General features: G+C 44.2%; 20 protein-coding genes and 5 tRNA genes. 17 read left to right on the plus strand and 8 right to left on the minus strand.

All coding sequences use genetic code 11. The features are described from left to right. Positions 1 to 30 precede the first annotated feature (30 nt). The 17 genes from raiA to HY064_09975 all read left to right on the plus strand — a co-directional run bounded on the left by raiA (position 31) and on the right by HY064_09975 (position 14,745). Entirely contained in the window at positions 31 to 330 is a 300-nt protein-coding gene (raiA, locus tag HY064_09895; GenBank protein ID MBI3510968.1) for a ribosome-associated translation inhibitor RaiA, read from the plus strand. Between the two features lie 240 nt (positions 331 to 570). Continuing rightward, positions 571 to 646 (plus strand) — tRNA-Thr (locus HY064_09900). Between the two features lie 40 nt (positions 647 to 686). Beyond that, positions 687 to 768: transfer RNA gene (locus tag HY064_09905), tRNA-Tyr, on the plus strand. 49 nt (positions 769 to 817) lie between these two features. Beyond that, positions 818 to 893 (plus strand) — tRNA-Gly (locus tag HY064_09910). A gap of 98 nt (positions 894 to 991) precedes the next feature. Further along, a tRNA-Thr gene (locus HY064_09915) sits at positions 992 to 1,063 on the plus strand. Positions 1,064 to 1,181: 118 nt separating this feature from the next. Beyond that, complete coding sequence (gene tuf / locus HY064_09920; protein MBI3510969.1) at positions 1,182 to 2,369, plus strand: elongation factor Tu; 1,188 nt, start codon at positions 1,182 to 1,184, stop codon at positions 2,367 to 2,369. A 103-nt stretch (positions 2,370 to 2,472) separates the two neighbouring features. Continuing rightward, a tRNA-Trp gene (locus HY064_09925) sits at positions 2,473 to 2,543 on the plus strand. 13 nt (positions 2,544 to 2,556) lie between these two features. Then, positions 2,557 to 2,748: a preprotein translocase subunit SecE gene (secE, locus tag HY064_09930; protein MBI3510970.1), complete on the plus strand. Its 192-nt coding sequence runs from the start codon at positions 2,557 to 2,559 to the stop codon at positions 2,746 to 2,748. A 36-nt stretch (positions 2,749 to 2,784) separates the two neighbouring features. Next, positions 2,785 to 3,348 carry a transcription termination/antitermination factor NusG gene (gene nusG, locus HY064_09935; GenBank protein MBI3510971.1) on the plus strand — a complete coding sequence of 188 codons (564 nt, stop codon included), beginning with the start codon at positions 2,785 to 2,787 and terminating at the stop codon, positions 3,346 to 3,348. Between the two features lie 69 nt (positions 3,349 to 3,417). After that, the gene (gene rplK / locus HY064_09940) at positions 3,418 to 3,861 is read left to right on the plus strand and encodes a 50S ribosomal protein L11 (GenBank protein MBI3510972.1); all 444 of its coding nucleotides are present in this window, start codon (positions 3,418 to 3,420) and stop codon (positions 3,859 to 3,861) included. A 65-nt stretch (positions 3,862 to 3,926) separates the two neighbouring features. Continuing rightward, positions 3,927 to 4,619 (plus strand): 50S ribosomal protein L1, encoded by a 693-nt coding sequence (locus HY064_09945; GenBank protein MBI3510973.1) that lies wholly within the window; start codon positions 3,927 to 3,929, stop codon positions 4,617 to 4,619. Positions 4,620 to 4,654: 35 nt separating this feature from the next. Next, positions 4,655 to 5,179: a 50S ribosomal protein L10 gene (locus HY064_09950; GenBank protein ID MBI3510974.1), complete on the plus strand. Its 525-nt coding sequence runs from the start codon at positions 4,655 to 4,657 to the stop codon at positions 5,177 to 5,179. A 90-nt stretch (positions 5,180 to 5,269) separates the two neighbouring features. Next, positions 5,270 to 5,638, plus strand: coding sequence for a 50S ribosomal protein L7/L12 (rplL, locus tag HY064_09955; GenBank protein MBI3510975.1), 369 nt, complete (start codon positions 5,270 to 5,272; stop codon positions 5,636 to 5,638). 111 nt (positions 5,639 to 5,749) lie between these two features. Then, positions 5,750 to 9,565: a DNA-directed RNA polymerase subunit beta gene (gene rpoB / locus HY064_09960; protein MBI3510976.1), complete on the plus strand. Its 3,816-nt coding sequence runs from the start codon at positions 5,750 to 5,752 to the stop codon at positions 9,563 to 9,565. Positions 9,566 to 9,607: 42 nt separating this feature from the next. Beyond that, positions 9,608 to 13,900 (plus strand): DNA-directed RNA polymerase subunit beta', encoded by a 4,293-nt coding sequence (gene rpoC, locus HY064_09965; GenBank protein MBI3510977.1) that lies wholly within the window; start codon positions 9,608 to 9,610, stop codon positions 13,898 to 13,900. Between the two features lie 104 nt (positions 13,901 to 14,004). Beyond that, positions 14,005 to 14,415 carry a hypothetical protein gene (locus HY064_09970; protein ID MBI3510978.1) on the plus strand — a complete coding sequence of 137 codons (411 nt, stop codon included), beginning with the start codon at positions 14,005 to 14,007 and terminating at the stop codon, positions 14,413 to 14,415. A gap of 9 nt (positions 14,416 to 14,424) precedes the next feature. Next, a complete protein-coding gene (locus HY064_09975; GenBank protein MBI3510979.1) occupies positions 14,425 to 14,745 on the plus strand; it encodes a DUF3467 domain-containing protein in 321 nt (106 codons plus the stop codon). A 70-nt stretch (positions 14,746 to 14,815) separates the two neighbouring features. Here the strand turns inward: HY064_09975 and HY064_09980 are convergent, their stop codons facing one another. The 8 genes from HY064_09980 to HY064_10015 form a co-directional block, all read right to left on the minus strand. Continuing rightward, positions 14,816 to 15,262 carry an Hsp20/alpha crystallin family protein gene (locus tag HY064_09980; GenBank protein ID MBI3510980.1) on the minus strand — a complete coding sequence of 149 codons (447 nt, stop codon included), beginning with the start codon at positions 15,260 to 15,262 and terminating at the stop codon, positions 14,816 to 14,818. A gap of 139 nt (positions 15,263 to 15,401) precedes the next feature. Beyond that, on the minus strand, positions 15,402 to 16,271 hold the full coding sequence (locus HY064_09985) for a hypothetical protein (protein ID MBI3510981.1): 870 nt from the start codon (positions 16,269 to 16,271) through the stop codon (positions 15,402 to 15,404). A 316-nt stretch (positions 16,272 to 16,587) separates the two neighbouring features. After that, positions 16,588 to 19,218: a gliding motility-associated C-terminal domain-containing protein gene (locus HY064_09990; GenBank protein MBI3510982.1), complete on the minus strand. Its 2,631-nt coding sequence runs from the start codon at positions 19,216 to 19,218 to the stop codon at positions 16,588 to 16,590. Positions 19,219 to 19,414: 196 nt separating this feature from the next. Further along, positions 19,415 to 20,746, minus strand: a complete 1,332-nt coding sequence (gene argH / locus HY064_09995; protein ID MBI3510983.1) for an argininosuccinate lyase — start codon at positions 20,744 to 20,746, stop codon at positions 19,415 to 19,417. An 11-nt stretch (positions 20,747 to 20,757) separates the two neighbouring features. Next, on the minus strand, positions 20,758 to 21,858 hold the full coding sequence (locus HY064_10000) for a M20 family metallo-hydrolase (GenBank protein MBI3510984.1): 1,101 nt from the start codon (positions 21,856 to 21,858) through the stop codon (positions 20,758 to 20,760). Next, positions 21,855 to 22,661, minus strand: coding sequence for an acetylglutamate kinase (gene argB / locus HY064_10005; protein MBI3510985.1), 807 nt, complete (start codon positions 22,659 to 22,661; stop codon positions 21,855 to 21,857). Before argB ends, HY064_10000 begins: the two co-directional genes overlap by 4 nt. Further along, the gene (locus tag HY064_10010; GenBank protein MBI3510986.1) at positions 22,639 to 23,628 is read right to left on the minus strand and encodes an acetylornithine carbamoyltransferase; all 990 of its coding nucleotides are present in this window, start codon (positions 23,626 to 23,628) and stop codon (positions 22,639 to 22,641) included. Before HY064_10010 ends, argB begins: the two co-directional genes overlap by 23 nt. 3 nt (positions 23,629 to 23,631) lie before the next feature. Then, positions 23,632 to 24,771 carry an aspartate aminotransferase family protein gene (locus HY064_10015; GenBank protein ID MBI3510987.1) on the minus strand — a complete coding sequence of 380 codons (1,140 nt, stop codon included), beginning with the start codon at positions 24,769 to 24,771 and terminating at the stop codon, positions 23,632 to 23,634.

Here is a 24,771-nt window from a genome sequence, read left to right on the forward strand (position 1 = left end):
CTGAATAGAAACATTTTAAAAACAAATTTTATGGATATCCAGATTCAATCCATCCATTTCACAGCCGACAAGAAGCTTCTTGATTTCATCGAAGAGAAGATCGGCAAACTCAATCATTACTATGACCGGATCATCAGCTCCGAGGTTTTTCTTCGCTTGGATCGTTCCGGTGAGAGTGCCAACAAAATAGCCGAGATCAGGTTGAGCGTTCCTGGAAATGATCTTTATGTTAAGCGTCAATGTAAAACGTTCGAAGAAGCGGTAGATTCCGGAATTGCCGCATTGTCGAAACAAGTGAAGCGTTATAAGGAAAAGCAAAAAGCGTATTGAGAAGAAGTCCTTCAACGAACCGGCCTTATGGCCGGTTTTTTTTGTCATTTTCATGGGTGTTGAACGTGAGCCAAAAAACACTCAAAAAAAATCGTCAGGATTTGTCGGGTGAATAAACTTTCTTACATTTGCAGTCCTTTTCAAAGGGGCACAATAAAATATAGCCCCTAAGTTCTTTGAAATCAGGAGATGGGCGAGCAGTGATCAACAGATTAACTTTGTCGCACCAAACATTCTTTAGCCGGTGTAGCTCAGCTGGTAGAGCAGCTGATTTGTAATCAGCAGGTCGGAGGTTCGAATCCCTTCGCCGGCTCCATTCACCTGTGTGGTTGGATGTATTCCCGGTATGAAATTTTGGGGAGATACTCAAGTGGCCAACGAGGACAGACTGTAAATCTGTTGACCTAGTCTTCACAGGTTCGAATCCTGTTCTCCCCACAAGAATTTTTGGAGATCGAATGAGTGATCCAGCTTGAAAGAAAGTTTAGCGGAAGTAGCTCATTTGGTAGAGCGATAGCCTTCCAAGCTATAGGTGGCCGGTTCGAGCCCGGTCTTCCGCTCCAGAACAGGAGTTGACAATACTGCTAACTCTATAATGGAAATTGCATTGCAAAGTGAGTGCGTTTTCACAGTGGTCAGCTCTCAGAATCTCCTGCATCCGGCCGCTGTAGCTCAGTGGTAGAGCACTTCCTTGGTAAGGAAGAGGTCGAGGGTTCAATTCCCTCCATCGGCTCAAAAAGCCAAAATGAGTCGCTCAACTGCGATGAAAATTAATTCAGGATCAAAAAAAAATAAAGAGTAATAAGTTTCGAAACAACAAACACTAATTAACACCAAACAAAAACATAGCTATGGCAAAAGAGAAATTTGACCGTTCCAAACCACACGTAAACGTTGGTACCATCGGTCACGTGGATCATGGCAAGACAACACTTACAGCGGCAATCACCACTGTTCTTGCCGAAAAAGGTCTCGCTGAAGTCCGTGACTTCTCGTCAATCGATAATGCTCCGGAAGAAAAAGAGCGCGGAATCACTATCAATACTTCCCACGTAGAATACCAGACTATGAATCGTCACTACGCTCACGTAGATTGTCCGGGTCACGCTGACTATGTAAAGAACATGGTAACAGGTGCTGCTCAAATGGACGGAGCAATTCTCGTGGTTGCAGCAACAGATGGTCCAATGCCACAAACCCGTGAGCATATCCTTCTTGCGCGCCAGGTTGGTGTTCCGCAGATCGTAGTGTTCATGAATAAAGTGGATATGGTAGATGACCCGGAACTTCTCGACCTCGTTGAGATGGAGATCAGGGATCTTCTCACCTTCTACAAATTCGATGGTGCAAAAACTCCGATCATTCGTGGATCTGCACTCGGCGGACTAAATAAAGAGCCGAAATGGGTGGAAAAGATAATGGAACTTATGGATGCGGTTGACAGCTACATTCCTACTCCTGCACGTGATAAGGATAAACCTTTCCTTATGTCGGTTGAGGATGTATTCTCGATCACAGGTCGTGGTACTGTTGCAACAGGAAGAATTGAAACAGGTGTTATCAACGTTGGCGAAGAGGTAGAGATCATCGGCATGCAGGAAGCAAAACTCAAATCAACAGTTACCGGAGTTGAGATGTTCAGAAAACTTCTCGATACAGGTGAGGCTGGTGATAACGTTGGATTGCTTCTTCGTGGTATTGACAAAAAAGATATTCGCCGCGGAATGGTAATTGCTAAACCAGGATCGATCACTCCTCACACTGATTTCAAGGCAGAAGTTTATGTTTTGAAAAAAGAAGAAGGCGGACGCCACACTCCGTTCCATAACAAATATCGTCCGCAGTTTTATTTCCGTACAACTGACGTAACAGGAGAGATTGAACTGCCTGCAGGACGCGAAATGGTTATGCCCGGTGATAACGTAACTATCACAGTAAAACTTATTGTTCCGATCGCAATGGACAAAGGTCTTCGTTTCGCTATCCGCGAAGGAGGACGTACCGTTGGTGCCGGACAGGTGATAGAGATCACTAAATAAGCATTGAGAAAAAAGCAGTATCAAAAGGTGTTCGCCGATAAAAAGGAGGACACCTTTCGCTGCCAAAAATAATCCGCTTTTGCGGAAGATCATAACAGTGCACACAGGCATAGTTCAATGGTAGAATAGCGGTCTCCAAAACCGTTGATCTAGGTTCGAATCCTGGTGCCTGTGCAAAACAATTAATATGAATAAGATCAGAACATATTTCAAAGAAGTGAGTGATGAACTCCTCACAAAAGTTACCTGGCCAACCTGGTCTGAACTTCAGGAAAGTGCGATTGTGGTAATGATAGCCACCCTGATCTTTGCGATCGTTGTTTTTGTGATGGATTTTTCATTCAACAAGGGAATGGAAAAACTCTACACGATCTTTTGATAATCTGTTTTCAACTAAAATAAAATCAAATCAGCAATGGCTGAAATCAAACATAAAGAAACCGCTGTCAAGAAATGGTACGTATTGCGCGTGGTCAATGGAAAGGAGAAAAAGATAAAGCAATACATCGATTCTGAAATTTCGCGTCTCGGAATGCAGGAATTCGTAAGCCAGGTTCTTATTCCAATGGAGAAAGTCATCCAGATCCGGAATGGGAAAAAAGTTTCGAAGGAAAGGAATATTTTCCCCGGCTACCTGATGCTTGAAGGTTCTTTGGTGGGAGAAATTCCGCACATGTTGAAAAATATCACCGGGGTTATCGGATTTCTCGGATCAAAAACAGGCGATCCGGTTCCTTTGCGTTCTTCAGAGATCAATAGGATACTCGGAAAAGTGGACGAGCTTGCTGATGCAGAAGAGACGATGCTCAACCAATTCACCATTGGAGAACAAGTGAAAGTGATTGATGGACCATTTAATACTTTCTCCGGCGTGATCGAAGAGATCAACGAAGAGAAAAAGAAACTCAAGGTGATGGTGAAAATTTTCGGAAGAAAAACACCGCTCGAGTTGAATTACATGCAGGTTGAAAAAGAGTAACCTGTATAAAGATTTGCTGTTACGCGCTTCCAACATATAACAGAAAAACAAACCAGTAAAACCTGAAAAATGGCGAAAGAAGTAAGTGCTCTTATTAAACTTCAGATCAAGGGTGGCGCTGCCAATCCTTCTCCTCCTATCGGACCTGCATTGGGTGCGAAAGGAGTGAACATCATGGAGTTTTGCAAGCAGTTCAACGCCCGTACACAGGACAAAGCAGGCAAAGTATTGCCCGTGATAATCACTGTTTATAATGACAAATCATTTGAATTCATTATCAAACAGCCACCGGTCGCAGTGCAATTGAAAGATGCAGCTAAAGTCCAGTCCGGTTCCGGCGAATCCAACCGTAAAAAAGTTGGCTCTGTCTCCTGGGACCAGGTAAAAACTATCGCCGAATCGAAAATGCCCGACCTGAATTGTTTTACCATCGAATCAGCAATGAGTATGGTGGCAGGCTCGGCCCGTTCTCTCGGCATAAATGTTACGGGTAAGAATCCGCTCAAAAAATAATTGAAACAGACGGAGTTTGTCAAGCGAAAGCAGGATGAACGTTTGAACGTCGAAAAAAAAATACAATGGCCAATCTCACAAAAAAAAGAAAAGCAGTGATGAGTAAGTATGATGTGAATAAAGCATACGGACTGAATGACGCTGCTAAAATTGTGAAGGAAATCACCACAACGAAGTTCGATGCTTCTGTTGATCTTTCAATCCGCTTGGGTGTTGATCCGAAAAAAGCGAATCAAATGGTTCGCGGAACAGTGACTCTTCCTCACGGAACCGGTAAAACTGTCCGCATACTTGTGATCTGCACTCCCGACAAAGAAGCTGAAGCAAAAGCTGCCGGTGCTGATTTTGTCGGATCGGATGAATTTATTCAGAAGATCAAAGAAGGATGGACCGATGTGGACGTCATTATTACCACTCCTTCCATGATGGGGAAAGTTGGAGCACTCGGAAAAGTTCTCGGTCCACGCGGGCTCATGCCGAATCCTAAAACAGGAACTGTCACTATGGAAGTTGGTAAAGCAGTGAAAGAATCAAAAGGTGGAAAAATTGATTTCAAAGTCGACAAAGCAGGGATCATAGCTGTTTCTGTTGGCAAAGTTTCATTTGAAGCCGAAAAGATCGCTGATAATGCCAACGAAATTCTTCAATCTATTCTCAAGATGAAACCCGCTTCTGCAAAAGGTGCGTACATGAGAAGTGTTTATCTCTCGAGTACGATGAGCCCGAGTGTTCAGATCGAAACAAAAACACTGGGTTAATTCACACTCCAGCAAAAGCTGAAAAAGCCGTCACAATGAACAAAGAAAATAAAACACAGATCATCACAGAGCTCGCTGCTAAACTTGCAGCCAGCAAGAATTTCTACCTCGCCGATACTTCTGAGTTGCCATCTGAAAAGACCAGCTCACTGAGGAGACAGTGTTTTGATAAGCAGATTAAACTGATCGTGGTAAAGAACACCTTGTTGCAAAAAGCAATGGAAAGAGCGAACGATGCAGAATTCAAGCCTCTGTATGTTGCGCTTAAAGGTTCTACTTCAATCATGTTGTGTGATTCAGCCGCAGCCCCAGCGAAACTGATCAAAGAGTTTCGTAAATCCAATTCTAAACCGGTCTTGAAAGGTGCATTCGTTGAACAAAGCATTTATATCGGCGACGAGCAATTGGATACCCTCGCAGCGATTAAATCGAAGAACGAATTGATCGGCGATATCATCGGATTGTTACAATCTCCAATGAGAAATGTGATCGGTGGTCTTACGAACGACAGTCGCAAATTCCCTGGAGATAGTGAAACATCCTCTGCAAATGCAGAATAATAACTTCGGTTTTATTCCCACTCTCAATAAAGATCATAATGAAAGGAAACTATTCACTCAAATTAATTATCACAAAACCAAATAAATAAAATGGCAGACGTAAAAGCAATCGCAGAAGCGTTAGTTAACCTTACCGTTAAAGAGGTAAGTGAACTTGCAAAAGTATTGAAAGACGAATATGGAATCGAACCTGCAGCTGCTGCAGTTGTAGTTGCCAGTGGTAGCGGTGCTGCTGCTGCTGCTGAGAAAACGACTTTTGACGTAATTCTCAAAGTTGCCGGCGGACAAAAACTTCAGGTTGTTAAAGTCGTAAAAGACGCGACTGGACTTGGACTTAAAGAAGCAAAAGATCTCGTAGACGGAGCCCCAAAAACTCTTAAAGAAGCTATCAGCAAAGAAGATGCTGAAGCTTTGAAAAAGTCACTCGAAGAAGCGGGAGCTGAAGTTGAAATTAAGTAATCAACTTCATCACCGCATTACGGTTTAGATCTGGTTGTCCCGAGTACTCGGGATACAGGTCTGAACCTCTTTGTTGCTTACGAGCTTTTGTTTCACTCTTATTAATTCCTAATGGCCTTGGAAACGACTAAAAAACAGCAACGCATCAATTTCGCAAAAAGCAAAGCGCAAATTGATTATCCGGATTTTCTGGAGATCCAATTAAAATCATTCCAGGACTTTTTTCAGTTGGAAACTACCAGCGAAAATCGTCAGAACGAAGGGCTCTTCAAAGTTTTCTCGGAGAACTTCCCGATCAGTGATGCCCGGAATAATTTCGTTCTCGAATTCCTCGATTATTTTATTGACCCGCCACGTTACTCCATCGATGAGTGCATCGAGCGCGGTCTCACTCACAGTGTTCCGCTCAAAGCGAAACTGAAATTGTATTGCACAGATCCGGAACACGAAGATTTCGAAACCATCGTCCAGGATGTTTATCTCGGAACTATTCCGTACATGACTCCTCGCGCAACTTTCGTTATCAATGGAGCGGAACGTGTGATCGTTTCACAGTTGCATCGCTCGCCCGGAGTTTTCTTCGGTCAGAGCCGTCACGCTAACGGAACAAAACTTTATTCTGCACGCGTCATTCCGTTTAAAGGATCCTGGATCGAATTCGCAACGGATATTAATAATGTGATGTATGCCTACATCGACCGGAAGAAAAAATTACCGGTTACCACCCTTCTTCGCGCTATCGGATGGGAATCAGATAAACAGATCCTCGAACTTTTTGGACTTGCTGATGAAGTGAAAGTGAGCAAAGCTGCACTCAAAGCAGTGGTTGGACGTAAACTTGCTGCACGTGTTCTTAAAACATGGGTTGAAGATTTTGTGGATGAAGATACCGGCGAAGTGGTTTCTATCGAACGTAATGAAGTGATCATTGACCGCGAAACAATTCTTGAGAATTCTCATATCGATCTTATTGTGGATGCGAATGTGAAATCAATCATCCTTCACAAAGTCGATTCTGCTAATCTTGATTATTCCATTATTTACAACACGCTTCAGAAAGATACTTCCAATTCGGAAAAAGAAGCGGTTGAACATATTTATCGTCAGCTCCGTAATGCGGAACCACCTGATGAAGATACTGCACGCGGTATCATTGACAAACTCTTCTTCTCCGATAAACGTTATGATCTCGGCGAAGTGGGCCGTTACCGCCTGAATAAAAAACTCAAACAGAATACTTCAGAAGAAACCCGCGTCCTCACAAAAGATGATATCATCCAGATCATCAAATATCTCATTGAGCTCATTAACTCGAAAGCAGATATAGATGACATTGACCATCTTTCCAATCGTCGTGTGCGCACTGTAGGTGAACAATTGTATTCGCAATTCGGAGTTGGCCTCGCACGTATGGCGCGTACCATTCGCGAGCGAATGAATGTTCGCGACAACGAAGTGTTCACACCAACAGATCTCATTAATGCGAAAACACTTTCTTCCGTTATCAATTCATTTTTCGGAACGAACCAGCTTTCACAGTTTATGGATCAGACGAATCCGCTCGCCGAGATCACGCACAAGCGTCGTCTCTCTGCTCTCGGACCCGGAGGTCTTTCACGTGAGCGTGCAGGATTCGAAGTGCGCGACGTTCACTACACACACTACGGACGTCTCTGCACAATAGAAACTCCTGAAGGACCGAACATCGGTTTGATCTCTTCACTTTGTGTTTACGCGAAGATCAATAAACTCGGTTTCATTGAAACTCCTTATCGTACTGTTACGAATGGAAAAGTAGATGTGAATAAGCACGTAGTTTATCTCACCGCAGAAGAAGAAGATCAGCGCATCATTGCACAAGCGAATGCAGACATTGATGACAAAGGAAATTTCCGCGAGAAACGTATCAAGGCACGTTACGAATCAGATTATCCTGTTGTCGATCCTGAACAGATCGCATTGATGGACGTTGCTCCGAACCAGATCGCATCCATTGCAGCTTCTCTCATTCCGTTCCTCGAACATGATGATGCGAACCGTGCGTTGATGGGATCAAACATGCAACGCCAGGCCGTTCCACTTCTCCGCCCCGAAGCACCGATCGTTGGTACAGGTCTCGAAGGACTCATTGCCCGCGACTCGCGCGTACTCTGGCAGGCAGAAGGAGATGGAATTGTAGAATACGTAGACTCAACAGAGATCACTATTCGTTATAACCGGAATGATAAAGATCGCCTGCTGAGTTTTGACGATGATGTAAAAACTTATAAGCTCACCAAATTCCGCAAGACCAACCAGAGCACCTGCATCAACATCAGACCGATGGTGAAGAAAGGTGACAAGGTGAAACGCGGACATATTCTCTGCGAAGGATACGCAACTAAAGAAGGTGAGATCGCACTCGGAAGAAATCTCAAAGTGGCATTCATGCCGTGGAAAGGTTACAACTTCGAGGATGCTATTGTCATCAATGAAAAAGTTGTGCGCGATGATATTTTCACTTCCATTCACATTGATGAATACGTGATGGAAGTGCGCGATACAAAACGCGGACTTGAAGAACTCACAGCAGATATCCCGAACGTTTCTGAAGAAGCGACAAAAGATCTCGACGAGAACGGGTTGATCCGTGTGGGTGCTGAAGTGAAAGAAGGAGATATTCTCATTGGTAAAATCACACCAAAAGGTGAAACTGATCCTTCGCCGGAAGAAAAACTTCTTCGTGCGATCTTCGGCGATAAAGCCGGCGATGTGAAAGATGCATCATTGAAAGTTCCGCCTTCTATCCGCGGAGTGATCATTGATAAAAAACTTTTCTCCCGTGCTATCAAAGACAAAAAAGCAAAAGCCGACGAGAAATCGCTCGTTGAAAAGATCGACAAGGAAGAAGCTGTGGAAGCTTCTGCTCTCCGAGAAACACTTATTGAAAAACTTACTTCAGTGCTCAGCGGAAAAACCTGCGCCGGAGTTTTCAGTAACCTGAAAGAAGAGGTTGTCGAGAAAGGAATAAAGTTCACCGGAAAAGTTCTCGAGAAGATCGATTTCAATAATGTGAATTCTTCCAAGTGGACCAACGATCATGATGCGAATGAAATGGTGAAAACCATTCTTCATAATTTCAATATCAAGTTCAATGATCTCGGCGGAATTTACAAACGCAAAAAATTTGCACTCCAGGTGGGTGATGAATTACCAGCGGGAATCGTTCAGCTTGCAAAAGTTTACATCGCGAAAAAACGTAAACTGAAAGTCGGTGATAAAATGGCCGGCCGCCACGGAAACAAAGGAATCGTTGCGCGTATCGTGCGCGATGAAGACATGCCTTTCCTCGATGACGGAACACCGGTTGATATTGTGCTCAATCCGCTTGGCGTTCCTTCACGGATGAACCTCGGACAGATCTATGAAACTGTTCTTGCGTGGGCCGGACAAAAACTCGGAATGAAATTCTCGACACCGATTTTCGACGGAGCAACTATTGATGAGATCAACGGATATACTGACCAGGCAAGTTTGCCGCGTTACGGACGTACTTTCCTCACTGATGGAGGAACGGGAGAACGTTTCGATCAGCCTGCAACAGTTGGTATCATTTACATGTTGAAACTCGGACACATGGTTGACGATAAAATGCACGCGCGTTCCATCGGACCTTATTCGCTTATCACCCAGCAACCGCTCGGTGGTAAAGCGCAATTCGGTGGACAGCGTTTCGGTGAGATGGAAGTGTGGGCGCTCGAAGCATTCGGTGCTGCGAACATCCTGCAGGAAATCCTCACAATAAAATCAGACGACGTAGTTGGCCGTGCAAAAGCATACGAAGCGATCGTGAAAGGCGATAACATGCCTACTCCGGGAATTCCGGAATCGTTCAACGTGTTGCTGCACGAACTCCGTGGCCTTGCATTGAATGTCAGTCTTGACTGAAAAAGAGTTTTTCATTATTAAACGAACGTAATAACTCGCAATATGTCTTTCCGAAAAGAAGTAAAAATAAAAAGCAACTTCTCTACCATCACGATCAGTCTCGCCTCACCAGAGTCGATTCTCGAACGTTCGAGCGGAGAAGTTTTGAAACCGGAGACCATTAATTATCGCACGTACAAACCTGAACGCGATGGTTTGTTCTGCGAAAGGATTTTTGGTCCTGTTAAAGATTGGGAATGCCACTGCGGTAAATACAAACGTATCCGCTACAAAGGGATTGTTTGCGACCGGTGCGGTGTGGAAGTAACGGAGAAAAAAGTTCGCCGCGAAAGAATGGGACACATCAATCTTACTGTTCCTGTTGCGCACATCTGGTATTTCCGTTCTCTTCCGAATAAGATCGGTTATCTTCTTGGTTTGCCAACGAAGAAACTCGACATGATCATTTACTACGAACGTTATGTAGTGATCAATGCCGGGATCAAAGGTGCCGACGGGATCAACTATATGGATTTTCTCACTGAAGAACAGTATCTTGAAATTCTTGAAACACTTCCGAAAGAAAATCTTTATCTCGATGATCATGATCCGAATAAGTTCATTGCGAAAATGGGAGCAGAAGCATTGTATGATCTTCTGCAACGCATAAAGCTCGATGAACTTTCTTATGAACTCCGTCACAAAGCGAATAACGAAACTTCACAACAAAGAAAAAATGAAGCGTTGAAACGTCTTCAGGTTGTGGAAGCTTTCCGCCAGGCAAATAAAAATGTGCAGAACAATCCGGAATGGATGATCATCAAAGTTGTTCCGGTCATTCCGCCTGAATTGCGTCCGCTTGTTCCGCTTGATGGTGGCCGTTTTGCAACTTCTGACCTCAATGATCTTTATCGCCGCGTTATCATCCGCAATAATCGTTTGAAGCGTCTCATCGAGATCAAAGCTCCTGATGTGATTTTGCGAAATGAGAAACGTATGTTGCAGGAAGCTGTCGATTCACTCTTCGATAATTCACGCAAATCAAATGCGGTTAAAACAGAATCGAATCGTGCGCTCAAATCTCTTTCTGATTCACTCAAAGGAAAACAAGGACGTTTCCGCCAGAACCTTCTCGGAAAACGTGTCGACTATTCTGCACGTTCAGTAATTGTCGTTGGACCTGAATTGAAATTGCACGAATGCGGTTTGCCGAAAGATATGGCTGCAGAATTATTCAAGCCATTTATCATTCGCAAACTTATTGAAAGAGGAATTGTGAAGACCGTGAAATCGGCAAAGAAAATTGTTGATCGTAAAGATGCAGTGGTGTGGGATATTCTTGAGAATGTTCTGAAAGGACATCCTGTTCTGCTCAATCGTGCTCCTACTCTTCACCGCCTCGGTATCCAGGCGTTCCAGCCAAAACTCATCGAAGGAAAAGCTATTCAGCTTCACCCACTCGTGTGTACTGCGTTCAACGCCGACTTCGACGGTGACCAGATGGCCGTGCACGTTCCGCTTGGAAATGCTGCCATTCTCGAAGCGCAGATACTCATGCTCGCTGCACACAACATTCTGAATCCTGCCAACGGTGCGCCTATCGCAGTTCCTTCACAGGACATGGTGCTTGGTCTTTACTACATGACCAAAGGCATGAAGACAGATGATAAAGTAAAAGTGAAAGGCGAAGGATTGAAATTCTATAATTCGGAAGAAGCGATCATTGCTTACAACGAAGGCCGAGTTCACCTCAATGCATTTGTGAAAGTGCGTGTGAATAATATGAATGATAATGGCGTGATCAAACCCGGCGTGATCGAAACTACATTGGGAAGAATTCTTTTCAACCAGGTAGTTCCTGCTGAAGTTGGTTACATCAATGAACTGCTCACGAAAAAATCATTGCGCGATATTATCGGAACCGTGTTGAAAGAAACAGGAATGGCGAAGACCTCGAAATTCCTCGACGATATTAAAGAACTCGGATTCCGCATGGCGTTCAAAGGCGGATTGTCTTTCAACCTCGGAGATATTATCATTCCGCAGGAAAAAGATAAAATGATCGCTGAAGCAAATGACCAGGTGGAAGAGGTGAGGAACAATTACAACATGGGCTTCATCACGAATAACGAACGTTACAATCAAACGATCGACATCTGGACACATACAAATAACAGAATTACTAAACGTGTCCTCGATCAGTTGTCATCCGATCGTCAGGGATTCAATCCTGTTTACATGATGCTGGATTCAGGCGCACGCGGATCGAAAGAACAGATCAAACAGCTTGGTGGAATGCGCGGATTGATGGCGAAACCTTCGAAAGCTGGTGCAGCAGGAGGAGAGATCATCGAAAATCCTGTCATCTCGAATTTCAAAGAAGGCCTTTCCATTCTTGAATATTTTATTTCCACGCACGGTGCGCGTAAAGGTCTTGCCGATACCGCTCTTAAAACTGCCGATGCCGGTTACCTCACCCGTCGTCTAGTTGACGTTGCACAGGATGTGATCATCACTGAAGAAGATTGCGGAACACTTCGCGGTCTTATTGCAACTCCGTTGAAAAAGAATGACGAGATTGTTGAACCGCTTCACGATCGTATTCTTGGCCGCACAACTGTTCATGATGTTTTCGATCCACAAACAGGAGATCTCATCATTGAATCAGGAAATGAGATCACGGAAAATTATGCTGTGCGCATTGACAACACTGCGATCGAATCTCTCGAGATCCGTTCCGTACTCACCTGCGAATCGAAACAAGGTGTGTGCGCAAAATGTTACGGAAGAAATCTCGCTTCAGGAAGAATGGTGCAGCAGGGAGAAGCCGTTGGCGTTATCGCTGCACAATCTATCGGTGAGCCGGGAACACAGCTCACACTCCGTACATTCCACGTTGGTGGTGTTGCAGGTGGCGCCGCTGCTGCTTCAAAACTCGAAGCTAAATACGATGGCATCATCGAAATTGATGAATTGCGTACTGTAAAAAGAAAAACTGATAATGGAAATGTGGACGTGGTGATCGGCCGTTCTGCAGAAATGCGCATCATCGACCTCAACACGAAGATCGTTCTTACTACAGGAAATATTCCTTACGGTTCTCAACTCTATGTGAAGAACGGAGAGACGGTGAAAAAAGGTTCTACGATTTGCGATTGGGATCCTTACAACGCTGTTATCGTTTCTGAATTCGGTGGTAAGATAGAATTCGATCACATCGAAGAAGGAATTACTTTCCGCGAAGAAGCCGATGAACAAACAGGTTTCACTGAGAAAGTGATCATCGAATCAAAAGACAAAACAAAAAATCCTTCCATCCGCATCATCAGCGGTACGGATATTCTGAAAACGTACAACATCCCGGTTTCTTCTCACGTCATTGTTGAAGACAAAAATAAAATCGAAGCCGGACAGATCCTTGTAAAAATTCCACGCGCACTCGGAAAATCAGGTGACATTACCGGCGGCCTTCCACGTGTTACAGAATTATTCGAGGCACGTAATCCTTCGAATCCGGCAGTTGTTTCCGAGATCGACGGAATTGTTTCTTTCGGAAAAATAAAACGTGGTAACCGTGAAGTGATCGTTGAATCGCGCACAGGCGAACGCAAAACTTATCTCGTTCCGCTTTCGAAACATATTCTCGTGCAGGAAAACGATTTCATCCGCGCAGGTGAAGCATTGTCTGACGGATCCATTTCTCCCGGAGATATTCTCGCGATCAAAGGGCCGACTGCGGTTCAGGAATATCTTGTGAATGAAGTGCAGGAAGTTTATCGCTTGCAGGGTGTGAAGATCAATGACAAACATTTCGAAGTGATCGTTCGCCAGATGATGAGAAAAGTAGAGATCGTTGATCCGGGCGATACCATGTTCCTCGAAACACAGATCGCGAACAAAGCGGATTTCATGGAAGAGAACGATCGTCTCTTCAGTAAAAAAGTTGTTGTTGAGATCGGCGATTCTGCATCGATGAAAGCAGGACAAATTGTTTCTGCAAGAAAACTCCGCGATGAAAATTCCATGTTGAAACGCAAAGACATGAAGCAGGTTGAATTCCGCGATGCGGTTCCTGCAACATCTTCGCAAATCCTCCAGGGAATTACACGCGCATCGCTTCAAACGAACAGCTGGGTTTCTGCTGCATCTTTCCAGGAAACAACGAAAGTGCTCAACGAAGCTGCGGTCAACGGAAAAGTGGATACACTCAACGGACTCAAGGAAAATGTTATTGTCGGCCACCTTATTCCTGCAGGAACAGGCCACCGCACGTACGAGAAACTTGTGGTCGGTTCGAAAGATGAATACGAACGTCTTCTCCAGGCGAAGAAAGAGGCGATGGAAGAAGAAGTGTAAATATTCTTTGATTGAAATTCAGAAGCTGTCCATTTACGGGCAGCTTCTTTTTTTACCGATCAAAAACAATTTGCAACTGCACCTTATTTATTATCTTGCTTACTGTGAAAACAAATTTATCGGAGCCCTGTAATAAAGTCGATCTTGGATTTGCGGTGTATGAAAAACGCAGCGATGACGTGATCGTGCTTCGGTTGACAGATGATCTCAGGATCGATTCCGGAAAAGCAGAATTAATGAATGGAGCGCTTACAAAAATTACCGGTGGCAAGCCGAAGAAGATCCTGGTGATGAATGGAAAATTCACTTCTGCAGATCACGATGCACGGATCCTACTCGCTTCCAATCAGAAATTATTGCAAGTGGAGAAAGTTGCCGTTACCATTTATTCACTCTCCCAGCGATTGCTCGCCAATTTCTTTTTGCAATTTAATAAACCTTCGTATCGCATCCGGTTTTTCACCGATGCTGGTTCTGCAGAGAAATGGCTGCTCGACAAAAGAAACAATCAATAAAAAAATATCATGAAAGAAGAAGCACAGAACCAACAGCAACTCAATATCGAACTCAACGAGGAAATCGCTTCAGGAATTTATTCCAACTTCGCCGTCATCACACATTCCAGTTCGGAATTCGTTCTTGATTTTATCCAGGTGATGCCCGGCGTTCCTAAAGCGCGCGTGAAGTCGAGAATTATTCTTGCGCCGCAACATGCGAAAAGATTATTGAAAGCCATGAAAGAAAATGTTGCGCGGTTCGAACAGTCGAATGGTGTGATCGCCGATGTGGAATTACCACCGAATGTTTTCCCCATGAATTTCGGCGGGCCACAAGGGCAGGCGTAGGAGCAGCAGGAGTCAGTGGCAGTAAGCAGAAAGGAAACCTCGCGATCTCCTCTCTTCAAAGTTCAGTCGCTCACGCAACCTGGACTTCTTTTTTCCGCTTCGCCGGTTCGATCGTTTTTTTCGAGAGGGTGAGTTTTAATACACCTTCGTCGTACTTCGCCGTTACGTTTTCGTCACTGCTGTTTTCCGGAAGCGAAAAAGAACGGCTGAATTGATTGTAACTGAATTCACGCCGCGTGTAATTCTTTTCTTTTTCTTCCGTCTCTTCTTTGTGTTCTGCCGAGATGTTGAGAATGCCGTTTTCCACTACGATTTCGAAATCATTTTTTCTGAAGCCGGGTGCGGCTACTTCGATGCTGAAATCTTTTTCATTTTCAATTACATTCACGGCAGGAATCCATTCTGCTTCGAAGGTTGGAAAAAGAGAATTGCCGAAGAACCGGTCGGTGTCAAAAAAATCGGACAAGAATGTGCGTACTGCCGGATGATTACCATTGGTGCGTTTAATGAGTGTCATGAGTTTTGTTTTTTTAGGTGAATTGATCAGTGTGATTTAACGGAGTCAAAATTATTTCACAGCTGAAACATTAGCGATGACACCGGTCAACCGCGTTGATGATTTTTGTCAGCGGGATATTTTTCAGGAATTGTTCCTCTCAGATAAATAGATCTTCCACAAACGCCGGAGTTTTTTTCCGCATCACCATTTCACGAACGAATTGTTTTCCCTCGAGCGTGCGCATGAGAAAATTCTTTTTCTTTCCGTTTGTGGCGATAAGTGTGCAGTCGAGTAAATGCGATTTGCGAACTGCAGAACCATATCGCGTGACCGTGATCGTGTAACGGTGAATGTCAATTTTTGCCACATCTTCCCATCGATAAGATTTTCTCAACAGGTTTTTTTTTATGCGGATGAAATTTTCATCGGTGGTGATCTTGTGATACGTGAGCAATAAATAAGTTGCGAAAAGCGCAGTGACACCAAGCCCGATGAAAAAATTTCCTGCGAATACGCTGGCGAAGACCAATAAAAAAATAAGAATCGTCATGTTGTTGAATAAGATCTGCGAGGTGCGCGAATGGCCCACAAGAACTGCTTTCGTCATGAACCACCACGATTGCAACGGATAACTCCGCCTCGCCGTTATATCTGCAAGATCAATTTCTCTTGCCTGCATCTGGTTGTCGATGATGCACGTCGATGGAATTTTCTTTTTCAGTTCGCGCAAAAATAATTTTGCTTCTTCATCCGTGATATCAAATCGCAGCGATTGAAATTTATTTTCACCAGCACCATTTAATGTTTTTATATCGAGCCGCAATTTATCTGTTTCCAGTCGGCTCGTCATCCGGCATTTTCTCAGTGTAATGCTGCTGATATTTTTCAGAGGAACAAATCTTTCCCGTAACGTCCTCGCGAAAAGCTGATCGTCGGAAGTAAAACCCATTACTACCGGAATGGTACTCGTGCCGGAAAAATTATATTGGCTGATGAGCGGGGAGGGTGAACTGGAAGAAGGGATCATTATTATTTATTCTTGTCTTTCTGATTATTCATGCATTGGTGAATTAAATTTTTATTGCCACGATATAAGATCAATCGCAGGTTTACTTTCAGGGAATACGTCGATTAGTTGTAAATTGCAAATGAAATTATGGAAAATTAGCGAATGAAAAAATAGAAATTGATTCCCTGCTTGGGTAGGCATGTTCGGTGCAGCACTCATTCTTTTCTTTTGTTATCATCCCGGTATAAAATTCAGGATCAAAGAGGAGTATAAAAATTTTCCTAACAAAAAAGGAAACCTCACGATCTCCTTTCCCATTTCAAATCAATAAAATTTATTTCCCCCTGATCAACTGTACAAATCCAGTCAGCGGCGTTTTAATATTCGGCCCGCTCAGTATGTAGTAATACGTTCCGTCAACACATTCTCCGCCGTTGCCTTTTTTCTTTCCGTTCCAGTCGTTGAGATAATTTCCGTTTTCATAAACGAGTTCACCCCAGCGATTATAGATCTGTAACATACTGTTCGGAAAGTATTCGAGATTTTTGAAAACTAAAAGATCATTCGTGTTGTCGCCATTCGGTGTGAATACATTCGGCACTTCTATGTCGTGCGGTTTTACTTCCACACTCCAGCAGGTTGTATCCGAACATCCGCTATTATCCGTCGTCACGAGACAAATATTATAAGTTCCCGCTACAGTATAAGAATGTTGCGGATCCTGCAGCGTTGAAGTATTTCCGTCACCGAAACTCCATGACCAGGAATTCACTCCGCCTGTGGACTGATCAGTGAAAGTGAAAACACTGTCAATGAAAGTTACAGATGGATTCACAAGGAAAGCTGCAGTTGGTTGCGGATTCACAGTCACCGTCATCACATCGGTATCAATACATCCGAGTCCGTCGGTGATCGTCACCGTGTAATTTGTCGTCACCGTTGGTGATGCAACCGGATTCGCACAATTGGTACAACTCAATCCTGCCGCGGGCGACCACGAGTACGCAACTCCACCGCTCGCATTCAACGGCGTGGTTTCTCCAATACAAATTGTTGCATCGGGTCCCGCATTCGCATTCGGAGTTTGTACATTCACGGTCACCGGTTCGGTATCAGTACAAGTTCCATTCGACACAATGACGGTGTACGTAGTGGTAACAGTTGGCGTCGCAAATGGTGAAGCAATATTCGGATTACTCAAAGTTCCTGCCGGTGTCCAACTGTAAGTTGTTCCCCCGCTCGAAACAAGTGATGCAAAACTTCCATTGCAAATTGTAGTATCGTTGCTCGCCACTGCAACCGGTGTTGGAATTACAGTTACGGTTACACTATCCACGCGCGTGCACGAAGCAAAATTTCCATTGACAACAGTCACCGTGTAAGTCGTCGTTACAGTTGGTGTCGCAATCGGGTTTGCAATGTTTGCATTGTTCAGTGTTCCCGCAGGCGCCCACGTGTACGAAGTTCCCCCGCTCACATTCATCTGGTAAGAAATTCCGGAACACATGCTCGTGTCGGGCGACAAGGTAATGACCGGCGGAGCAAAAACTGTTACCGTATCATCAACAGGACAGCCGTTCGTTACTGTTACAATGTAGGTGGTAGTAACTGCAGGATTTGCAGTTGGATTGGAACACGTACCGCAACTCAATCCTGTGGTTGGTGTCCATTGATAAGTTCCTCCACCGGTTACGTTGAGTTGAACGGGGCCGTTGCAAACTGTTGTATCGGGAGTAATAGTTGTAACCGGAGGAAAACCTACATCAATAACAATTGGAATATTCGTGACACCCGCAGGCGTTCCGTTATCTGTTGCAGTAATGGTGATGGTGTGGTAGCCGAGATTACTTGAACTTCCGAGGAAATAAGAAATAAGTGTTGCTGTATTACCGCTGCTATTCGAAATAATATTATAACCTGTGGTTCCTGTTGTGTCGATCGTAATCACGGTGATCTGCCCGACTTCAGGTGAGAAAAATGTAACGTTGAGTGGAAGTGAATCACCAACACAAAGATGAAGTGTATCACAAACCTGGATTCCGGAAGCAGTTGGAGGAACGTTGTTGTTATTTGCGCATGCGTCAAAAATAAAACTCTGGTTATCGAGCCAGTCAATTCCACTTCCCGGATTTGCAGGCCCGTTGTAAGTAGAACCGGGCTGATTGAATTCTCCGAACTGAATATAATTTACACCATCGCCTTTGTTTGCACCGACAACTGCATCGGAGCCACCGAATCCATTCACGCCACCCGAAGCATCACCGGTTGTCCATTGCATGTCTTTGTAACAGAAAGAAACATTTCCTCCCGGAACAATTGGATCTGTTCCATTGGTCATGATCATTTGAAAAGTATTCCGTTTATCAGCATGCATTCCATAATAACCAACGCTGTCCCACTGTACAACCATATAGGTTGGTGTAATTTTGTAATACACAAGTCCGCTTAAAAGATTTCTCGTATCCACATCGCCCCAGAACGGAGCAACCATTACGAAAGAAGCATTCGGAAATCCGGTTGCGGTAAAAGTAGAGTAGGGCGCACCGAAAGAAACATTTCCATTGTTGTTGATGTAGCATTGCGTCCACGTTGTTCCGTAAAGGCAAAAGTTAAAAGGAAGATTGATAATGGGAGTTGTCCAGTCATCATTTCTGTAATCCGGAAAAATTCCGGGGCCGCCACTTCCGCCGCTTCCGTCGAAGTCGCCCGTATTCCATGTTGCATCACGTTGCTGCCAGCAGGCGCACGTATTCGACGCGGGTTGCGGAAGAGGATAATTGGATGCCATGCGATAGTGAGAAGTGGTGGTGTCGTCCGCCGCTCTAAGCGAAATGACCGCCTTGCCATCTATCTGTCCGTTTTTTTTCGCGTTGTCCCATTGCGCAGGAGTGAGTGTTTGCTGCGCGAAAGTGAAACTGAAAAATAAAATGGAAGTAAGTGCAGCGAGTAAAAATTTTGTTTTCATGGTTGGTGTTGAGCGAAGATGAATGCCTGGTGGATTTTGCGGAACTAAAGTTATGAAATTCGCTGTGCGGATACCAGAAATTTATGCTCAAATTATAACCTTTTCATTGCAGAAACTATCTTTTCGCGGAGGAACCGGATTAACACGGGCATTAATTTGCAATGAATTCCGGGATAAAATTAACGCCCGGCTTCTTTCAATCTGCCAGTTTTCTCATTGCAGAAATCGCTTTTTCAAATTTAAAATCCGCCATTTTACCAATGAAAATTTTCCGGATGCGTTCGTTGCCGGGATCGCCAATGCTTCCTGCGTGCGTGTACGGGAGTGTGCGGTCGGGAATGAAATTTCCTGTTTCTACAGCAATCGCTACCTGGCGGTACGCTTCGCGGAATGGAATATTTTTTTTCACCAGTTCGTTCACGGCGTCCACTGTAAAAAGCAGATCATATTTTTCATCAGCGGGAATATCCGTTTTCACTTTTATATTTTCAAGCATCAGCCGCGCCGCATCAATGCAGGAATTAATTTCTTCGAACGCGGGGAATAATATTTCTTTCGTCAATTGCAATTCACGGTGATAGCCCGAAGGAAGATTATTCAGCAGCAAAGAAAATTCATTCGGCACCGATTGCAGGCGATTACATTTTCCGCGAATGAGTTCCCACACATCAGGGTTTTTTTTGTGCGGCATAATGCTGCTTCCCGTTGTGAGTTCGTCGGGAAATGAAATGAATCCGAATCCGCTGCTCATATAAAGTGTGCAGTCCATAGCGAGTTTCGAAAGTGTGGATGCAACGGATGCAATGGCAATGGAAATTGTTTTTTCTGTTTTGCCCCGCGTCATCTGCGCGTAAACAGAATTTATATTCATTTCACTAAAACCGAGAAGTGATGTAGTGAGATCACGGTCAATCGGGAAAGAAGAACCGAATCCTGCTGCAGAACCGAGCGGATTTTTATCGGTGATCTTGTAAGCAGCAAGCAGCAATTCAAGATCATCGCAAAGACTTTCTGCAAACGCGCCGAACCACAATCCGAAAGAAGAAGGCATGGCAAGTTGCAGATGCGTATAGCCGGGCAGCAGAATATTTTTATTTTTTTCAGAAAGTGTTTGCAACAATGAAAAAAGTTTTTCAATTTTTTCAGCAAGATGCATGATCTTATTCCGGCAGAATAATTTTATATCGAGCAGCGACTGATCGTTGCGCGAACGTGCCGTGTGAATTTTTTTTCCGGTGTCACCGAGTTTTTCCGTAAGCAGGAATTCGATCTGCGAATGAATGTCTTCACATTTTTCATCAATGGTAAACTTTTCGGAACGGATTGTTGCAAGAATGTTTTTCAGTTCGCGATGAAGTTCTTCTTTTTCTTTTTCGGAAATAAGTTGGCACGAGCACAGCATTTCCGAATGAGCGAGGGAACCGATCACATCGAATGTGGCGAGTTGCAGATCGAACTCACGGTCTTTACCGATCGTGAAATGTTCAGCGATGGAATTTAGTTTTTTTTCTTTTTGCCAGAGTTTCATAGGGGAGCGAATTACGAATGTGTGCGAATATGCGAATGTTCATTATTGAACTTGAGGATGGAATAGGATTCCAGGAGCTGAATATATTTTTCAATTCCGGCTTCAATTTCTTCAATGAAAATAAATTCATCGGCCGTATGGGAGCGCGCGGAATCACCGGGGCCAATTTTTACCGACGGGAACGGCATCAGCGCCATGTCGGAAAGAGTTGGGGAACCGAAGGTTTCAAAACTATTTTTCAGGGCGTTGATCACGAAAGGATGATTTTTCTCAATGGAAGAGGCGCGCAGGCGGAGCGAACGAGGTTTAACTTCAGAAGAAATATTTTTCCGGATGATCTTCAGGATATCTTCGGCAGAATAAGTTTCTGTCAGGCGGATGTCAACGGTGAAACTACATTCGCCGGGAATTACATTGTGCTGCGTTCCGGAATTGATCATCGTTACATTCATGTGAATTTTTCCGAGCAAGGGCGAAATTTCCGGGAAGGAAAAAGTTTTAAACCATTCCAGATCTTTCATTGCTTTGTAGATCGCGTTCTCTCCTTCGTTACGTGCGGCGTGCCCCGTTTTTCCTTTTGCAAGGCAGTCGATAACGAGCAATCCCTTTTCTGCAATGGCCAGTTTCATCTGCGTGGGTTCACCGACAAGGGCAAGATTAATTTCACCGAGTAAAGGAAGAATACTTTCTATTCCATTCGCTCCCGATATTTCTTCCTCGGCAGTTGCGGCGAGAATAAGATTGAAAGGAATATTTTCGGAATAGAAATGCAGGAATGTTGCGATCAGTGAAACGAGCGCTCCTCCCGCATCATTACTTCCGAGCCCGTAAATTTTTCCATCTGAAATCATTGGCGTGAAAGGATCTTTCGTCCACGAAGCGGAAGGGCGAACAGTGTCATGATGAGAATTCAGAAGCAGCGTCGGTTTTTTTTCATCGAAAAATTTATTCCGTACGATAATGTTGTTCTTCATGCGCTGAACAGGAATATTTTTCTTCGCGAAGAAATTTTCCAGCAGCGATGCCGTGCCATGCTCTTCTTTTGAAAAAGACGGAATAGCGATCAGTTCGCTGAGCAATTCGACTGCTGTATGTTTTAATTCTTTCATCATGTTAAAAGGGTACAACAATTATTTCCTGCAGCAATCTTTTCAAGTTGTGAAGCATTACCAATCACCACACGTTGAACGCCTTTTTCTTTCGCGCGAAAACAAGCGTCGATCTTCGGCAGCATTCCATTGTGAATGATCTGTTGCTCCACAAAATTTTTCAACTCTTCTTTTTTCAATTCCCGGATCACCGAATTCTCATTGGAGAGATCGGTCAGCACGCCGTTTTTTTCAAAACAATAAACCAACTGCACGTCATGTGTACGTGCGAGCGCACCCGCAACGCATGCCGCGATCGTGTCCGCGTTCGTGTTGAGCAACATTCCTTTTCCGTCGTGCGTCAATGGAGAAATTACAGGTACGAGTCCAAGTGTGAGCAGTTGTTCCAGCATCGTAACATTGATTCCGTCATCAACCGGATCGCCCACGAATCCATAATCAACGGGAACAGGATTTCTTTTTTCTGCGCGAATAATATTTCCATCGGCGCCACACATACCGATCGCATTGCAATTATTTTTCTGCAACTGCGCCACGATATTTTTATTGACACTTCCGCCGTAGATCATCGTTGCCACATCGAGCGTTTCAGCATCGGTGATACGCCGGCCATTCATCATTTTAGTTTCTATACCGAGTTTTTTGCAAAGGGCCGAAGCAAGTTTTCCTCCGCCGTGCACAAGTATTTTTTTCCCGCCGATGCGGCAGAACGATTCAAGGAAAACGGAAAGCTGCGATTCATTGTCAATGATCGCTCCGCCGAGTTTTACAATGGTGATAAGATCAGATTGCGTGGATGAATTCATCGGAAGAATGTTTTATTTCTTTGTTCATTGACGTGATCATTTTTTTCAGAACGATTTGCGCTGCGGGAACACGATTCGCCGCTTGCTGCAAATGGAGAGAAGTTGAACTTTTCAGAATAGAAGAAGCCAATTCAACATCTCTCCGGACAGGAAGGCAATGCATCACTTTCGCTTCATTCGTGTGTGCTAATTTTTCCGGTGTGATCATCCACTCTTTATTTCCTTCCTGAAGTTTTCCATAATCGGAAAATGAGCACCAGCTTTTCACATAAACAAGATCAGCATCTTCCAGCGCTTTTTCCTGGTCGTATTCAATTTTCCCTGCAGAAGAAAATTCTTCGTCGAGTTCAAGCCCGTGCGGATGCGTGATGACGAATTCCTCCTCTGAAAATTTCATCCATTCACAAAAAGAATTCGCCACCGCGTGCGGGACCGCCTTCACGTGCGGCGCCCACGTGAGCACGATCTTCATCTTTTTATTTTTTTTATTTTCCGCAATCGTCATCATATCTGCAAGACTCTGCAACGGATGACGTGTTGCGGATTCGAGACTCAACACCGGTTTGCCGGAATATTTCATCCATTGCAAAAGATTTTTTTCATTCGTGTCCTGCAATTTATCAGAGAGCGAAGGGAAAGAACGAACGCCGATGATGTCGCAATATTCTCCCATCACTGCGGCCGCTTCTTCAATGTGTTCCACTGTTGTGCCGTTCATCACGCCGTCATTCGTTTCGAGCGCCCATCCTTCGGTCGTTGTATTCACCGAAAGAATATTCATGCCGAGTAATTGTGCTGCTTTCTGCGTGCTCATGCGTGTGCGCAAACTCGGATTCATGAAAATAAGTCCGATCGTTTTGTTTTTCCCCAATGAAGAAAAGGCGAACGGATCTTTTTTAAGTTGTATCGCTTCCCGGATCAATGCCGGCACATCGGGCACATCGTAAGCGCAGGTAAAATTTTTCATGAGTTATGCAATTGTTGTTTCGTGAATTAATATTTTTTCAAAAGCGTGAATGAACTGATCCGCTTCTTCGTATGTCAGTGTAAGCGGTGGAAGAAGGCGTAAAGTTTTTTTGCAGGACGATGAGCCGGTGAAGATGCGATGTTCGTTCAATAATTTTTTTCGCACTTCAGCGCAGGAATTTTCGAGTTCAATTCCGATCATCAATCCTTTGCCACGCACTTCTTTCACTGCAGGAAGAGTTGCTATTTTTCCAATGAGATAGTCACTCACACTTTTTGCATGCTCCATCAGCGATTCATTTTTTATCACATCGATCACAGCAAGCGCAGAAACACAAGCAAGGTAATTTCCACCGAAAGTTGTGCCGAGCAATCCGTGTTTCGCTTTGAAATGCGGCGCAATAAGAATTCCTCCAATGGGAAATCCATTGCCGATCCCTTTCGCCATAGAAATGATATCCGCTTTTATTCCTGAATGCTGGTGCGCAAAATATTTTCCGGTGCGTCCGCAACCGCTCTGCACTTCGTCAAGTATGAGAACTGCACCTGTCTCATCACATTTTTTCCTGAGCAATTGAAAAAATTCTGCCGATACTTCTTTCACGCCGGCAACTCCCTGTATCCCTTCGATGATAACAGCGCAAACTGTTTCGTCAATATTTTTTGCAGCATCATGATCATTCAATGGAAGAAATTGAATTTCATGCTGGAGATTCACCGGTGAATTGAGGGAAAGATCATGAGTTGCTGCAACTGCTGCCGATGTCCGCCCATGAAAAGATCCTGTGAATGCAATTATTTTTTTTCTTCCGTTGTGGAAGGATGAAAGTTTTAGTGCATTCTCATTCGCTTCTGCACCGGAATTGCAGAGGAAAAGTGAATGATCGGGATAACCGCTGATCTTCCCGAAATTTTCCGCGAGCTCTTCCTGCAGCGGATTCTGAACTGCATTGGAATAAAATGCGATGTTGTTCAGTTGTGCAGTGAGTTTCGAAATATAATGCGGATGCGAATGCCCGATGGAAATGACAGCATGCCCTCCGTAGAGATCGAGATATTCTTTTCCATCGGAGCAGAAAACTTTTGTTCCTGACGCGCGCACGGGCGTAACGGGGAGCAATGGATAAACGTCGAAGAGTTTCAT

The organism is Bacteroidota bacterium (assembly GCA_016194975.1).
Lineage (GTDB): Bacteria > Bacteroidota > Bacteroidia > Palsa-965 > Palsa-965.

Excerpts from the sequence above, each read along its gene's own strand:
- raiA (MBI3510968.1), top strand. The coding sequence starts at position 31 with ATGGATATCCAGATTCAATCCATCCATTTCACAGCCGACAAGAAGCTT.
- tuf (MBI3510969.1), top strand. The coding sequence starts at position 1,182 with ATGGCAAAAGAGAAATTTGACCGTTCCAAACCACACGTAAACGTTGGT.
- secE (MBI3510970.1), top strand. The coding sequence starts at position 2,557 with ATGAATAAGATCAGAACATATTTCAAAGAAGTGAGTGATGAACTCCTC.
- nusG (MBI3510971.1), top strand. The coding sequence starts at position 2,785 with ATGGCTGAAATCAAACATAAAGAAACCGCTGTCAAGAAATGGTACGTA.
- rplK (MBI3510972.1), top strand. The coding sequence starts at position 3,418 with ATGGCGAAAGAAGTAAGTGCTCTTATTAAACTTCAGATCAAGGGTGGC.
- HY064_09945 (MBI3510973.1), top strand. The coding sequence starts at position 3,927 with ATGGCCAATCTCACAAAAAAAAGAAAAGCAGTGATGAGTAAGTATGAT.
- HY064_09950 (MBI3510974.1), top strand. The coding sequence starts at position 4,655 with ATGAACAAAGAAAATAAAACACAGATCATCACAGAGCTCGCTGCTAAA.
- rplL (MBI3510975.1), top strand. The coding sequence starts at position 5,270 with ATGGCAGACGTAAAAGCAATCGCAGAAGCGTTAGTTAACCTTACCGTT.
- rpoB (MBI3510976.1), top strand. The coding sequence starts at position 5,750 with ATGGCCTTGGAAACGACTAAAAAACAGCAACGCATCAATTTCGCAAAA.
- rpoC (MBI3510977.1), top strand. The coding sequence starts at position 9,608 with ATGTCTTTCCGAAAAGAAGTAAAAATAAAAAGCAACTTCTCTACCATC.
- HY064_09975 (MBI3510979.1), top strand. The coding sequence starts at position 14,425 with ATGAAAGAAGAAGCACAGAACCAACAGCAACTCAATATCGAACTCAAC.
- HY064_09980 (MBI3510980.1), bottom strand. The coding sequence starts at position 15,262 with ATGACACTCATTAAACGCACCAATGGTAATCATCCGGCAGTACGCACA.
- HY064_09985 (MBI3510981.1), bottom strand. The coding sequence starts at position 16,271 with ATGATCCCTTCTTCCAGTTCACCCTCCCCGCTCATCAGCCAATATAAT.
- HY064_09990 (MBI3510982.1), bottom strand. The coding sequence starts at position 19,218 with ATGAAAACAAAATTTTTACTCGCTGCACTTACTTCCATTTTATTTTTC.
- argH (MBI3510983.1), bottom strand. The coding sequence starts at position 20,746 with ATGAAACTCTGGCAAAAAGAAAAAAAACTAAATTCCATCGCTGAACAT.
- HY064_10000 (MBI3510984.1), bottom strand. The coding sequence starts at position 21,858 with ATGATGAAAGAATTAAAACATACAGCAGTCGAATTGCTCAGCGAACTG.
- argB (MBI3510985.1), bottom strand. The coding sequence starts at position 22,661 with ATGAATTCATCCACGCAATCTGATCTTATCACCATTGTAAAACTCGGC.
- HY064_10010 (MBI3510986.1), bottom strand. The coding sequence starts at position 23,628 with ATGAAAAATTTTACCTGCGCTTACGATGTGCCCGATGTGCCGGCATTG.
- HY064_10015 (MBI3510987.1), bottom strand. The coding sequence starts at position 24,771 with ATGAAACTCTTCGACGTTTATCCATTGCTCCCCGTTACGCCCGTGCGC.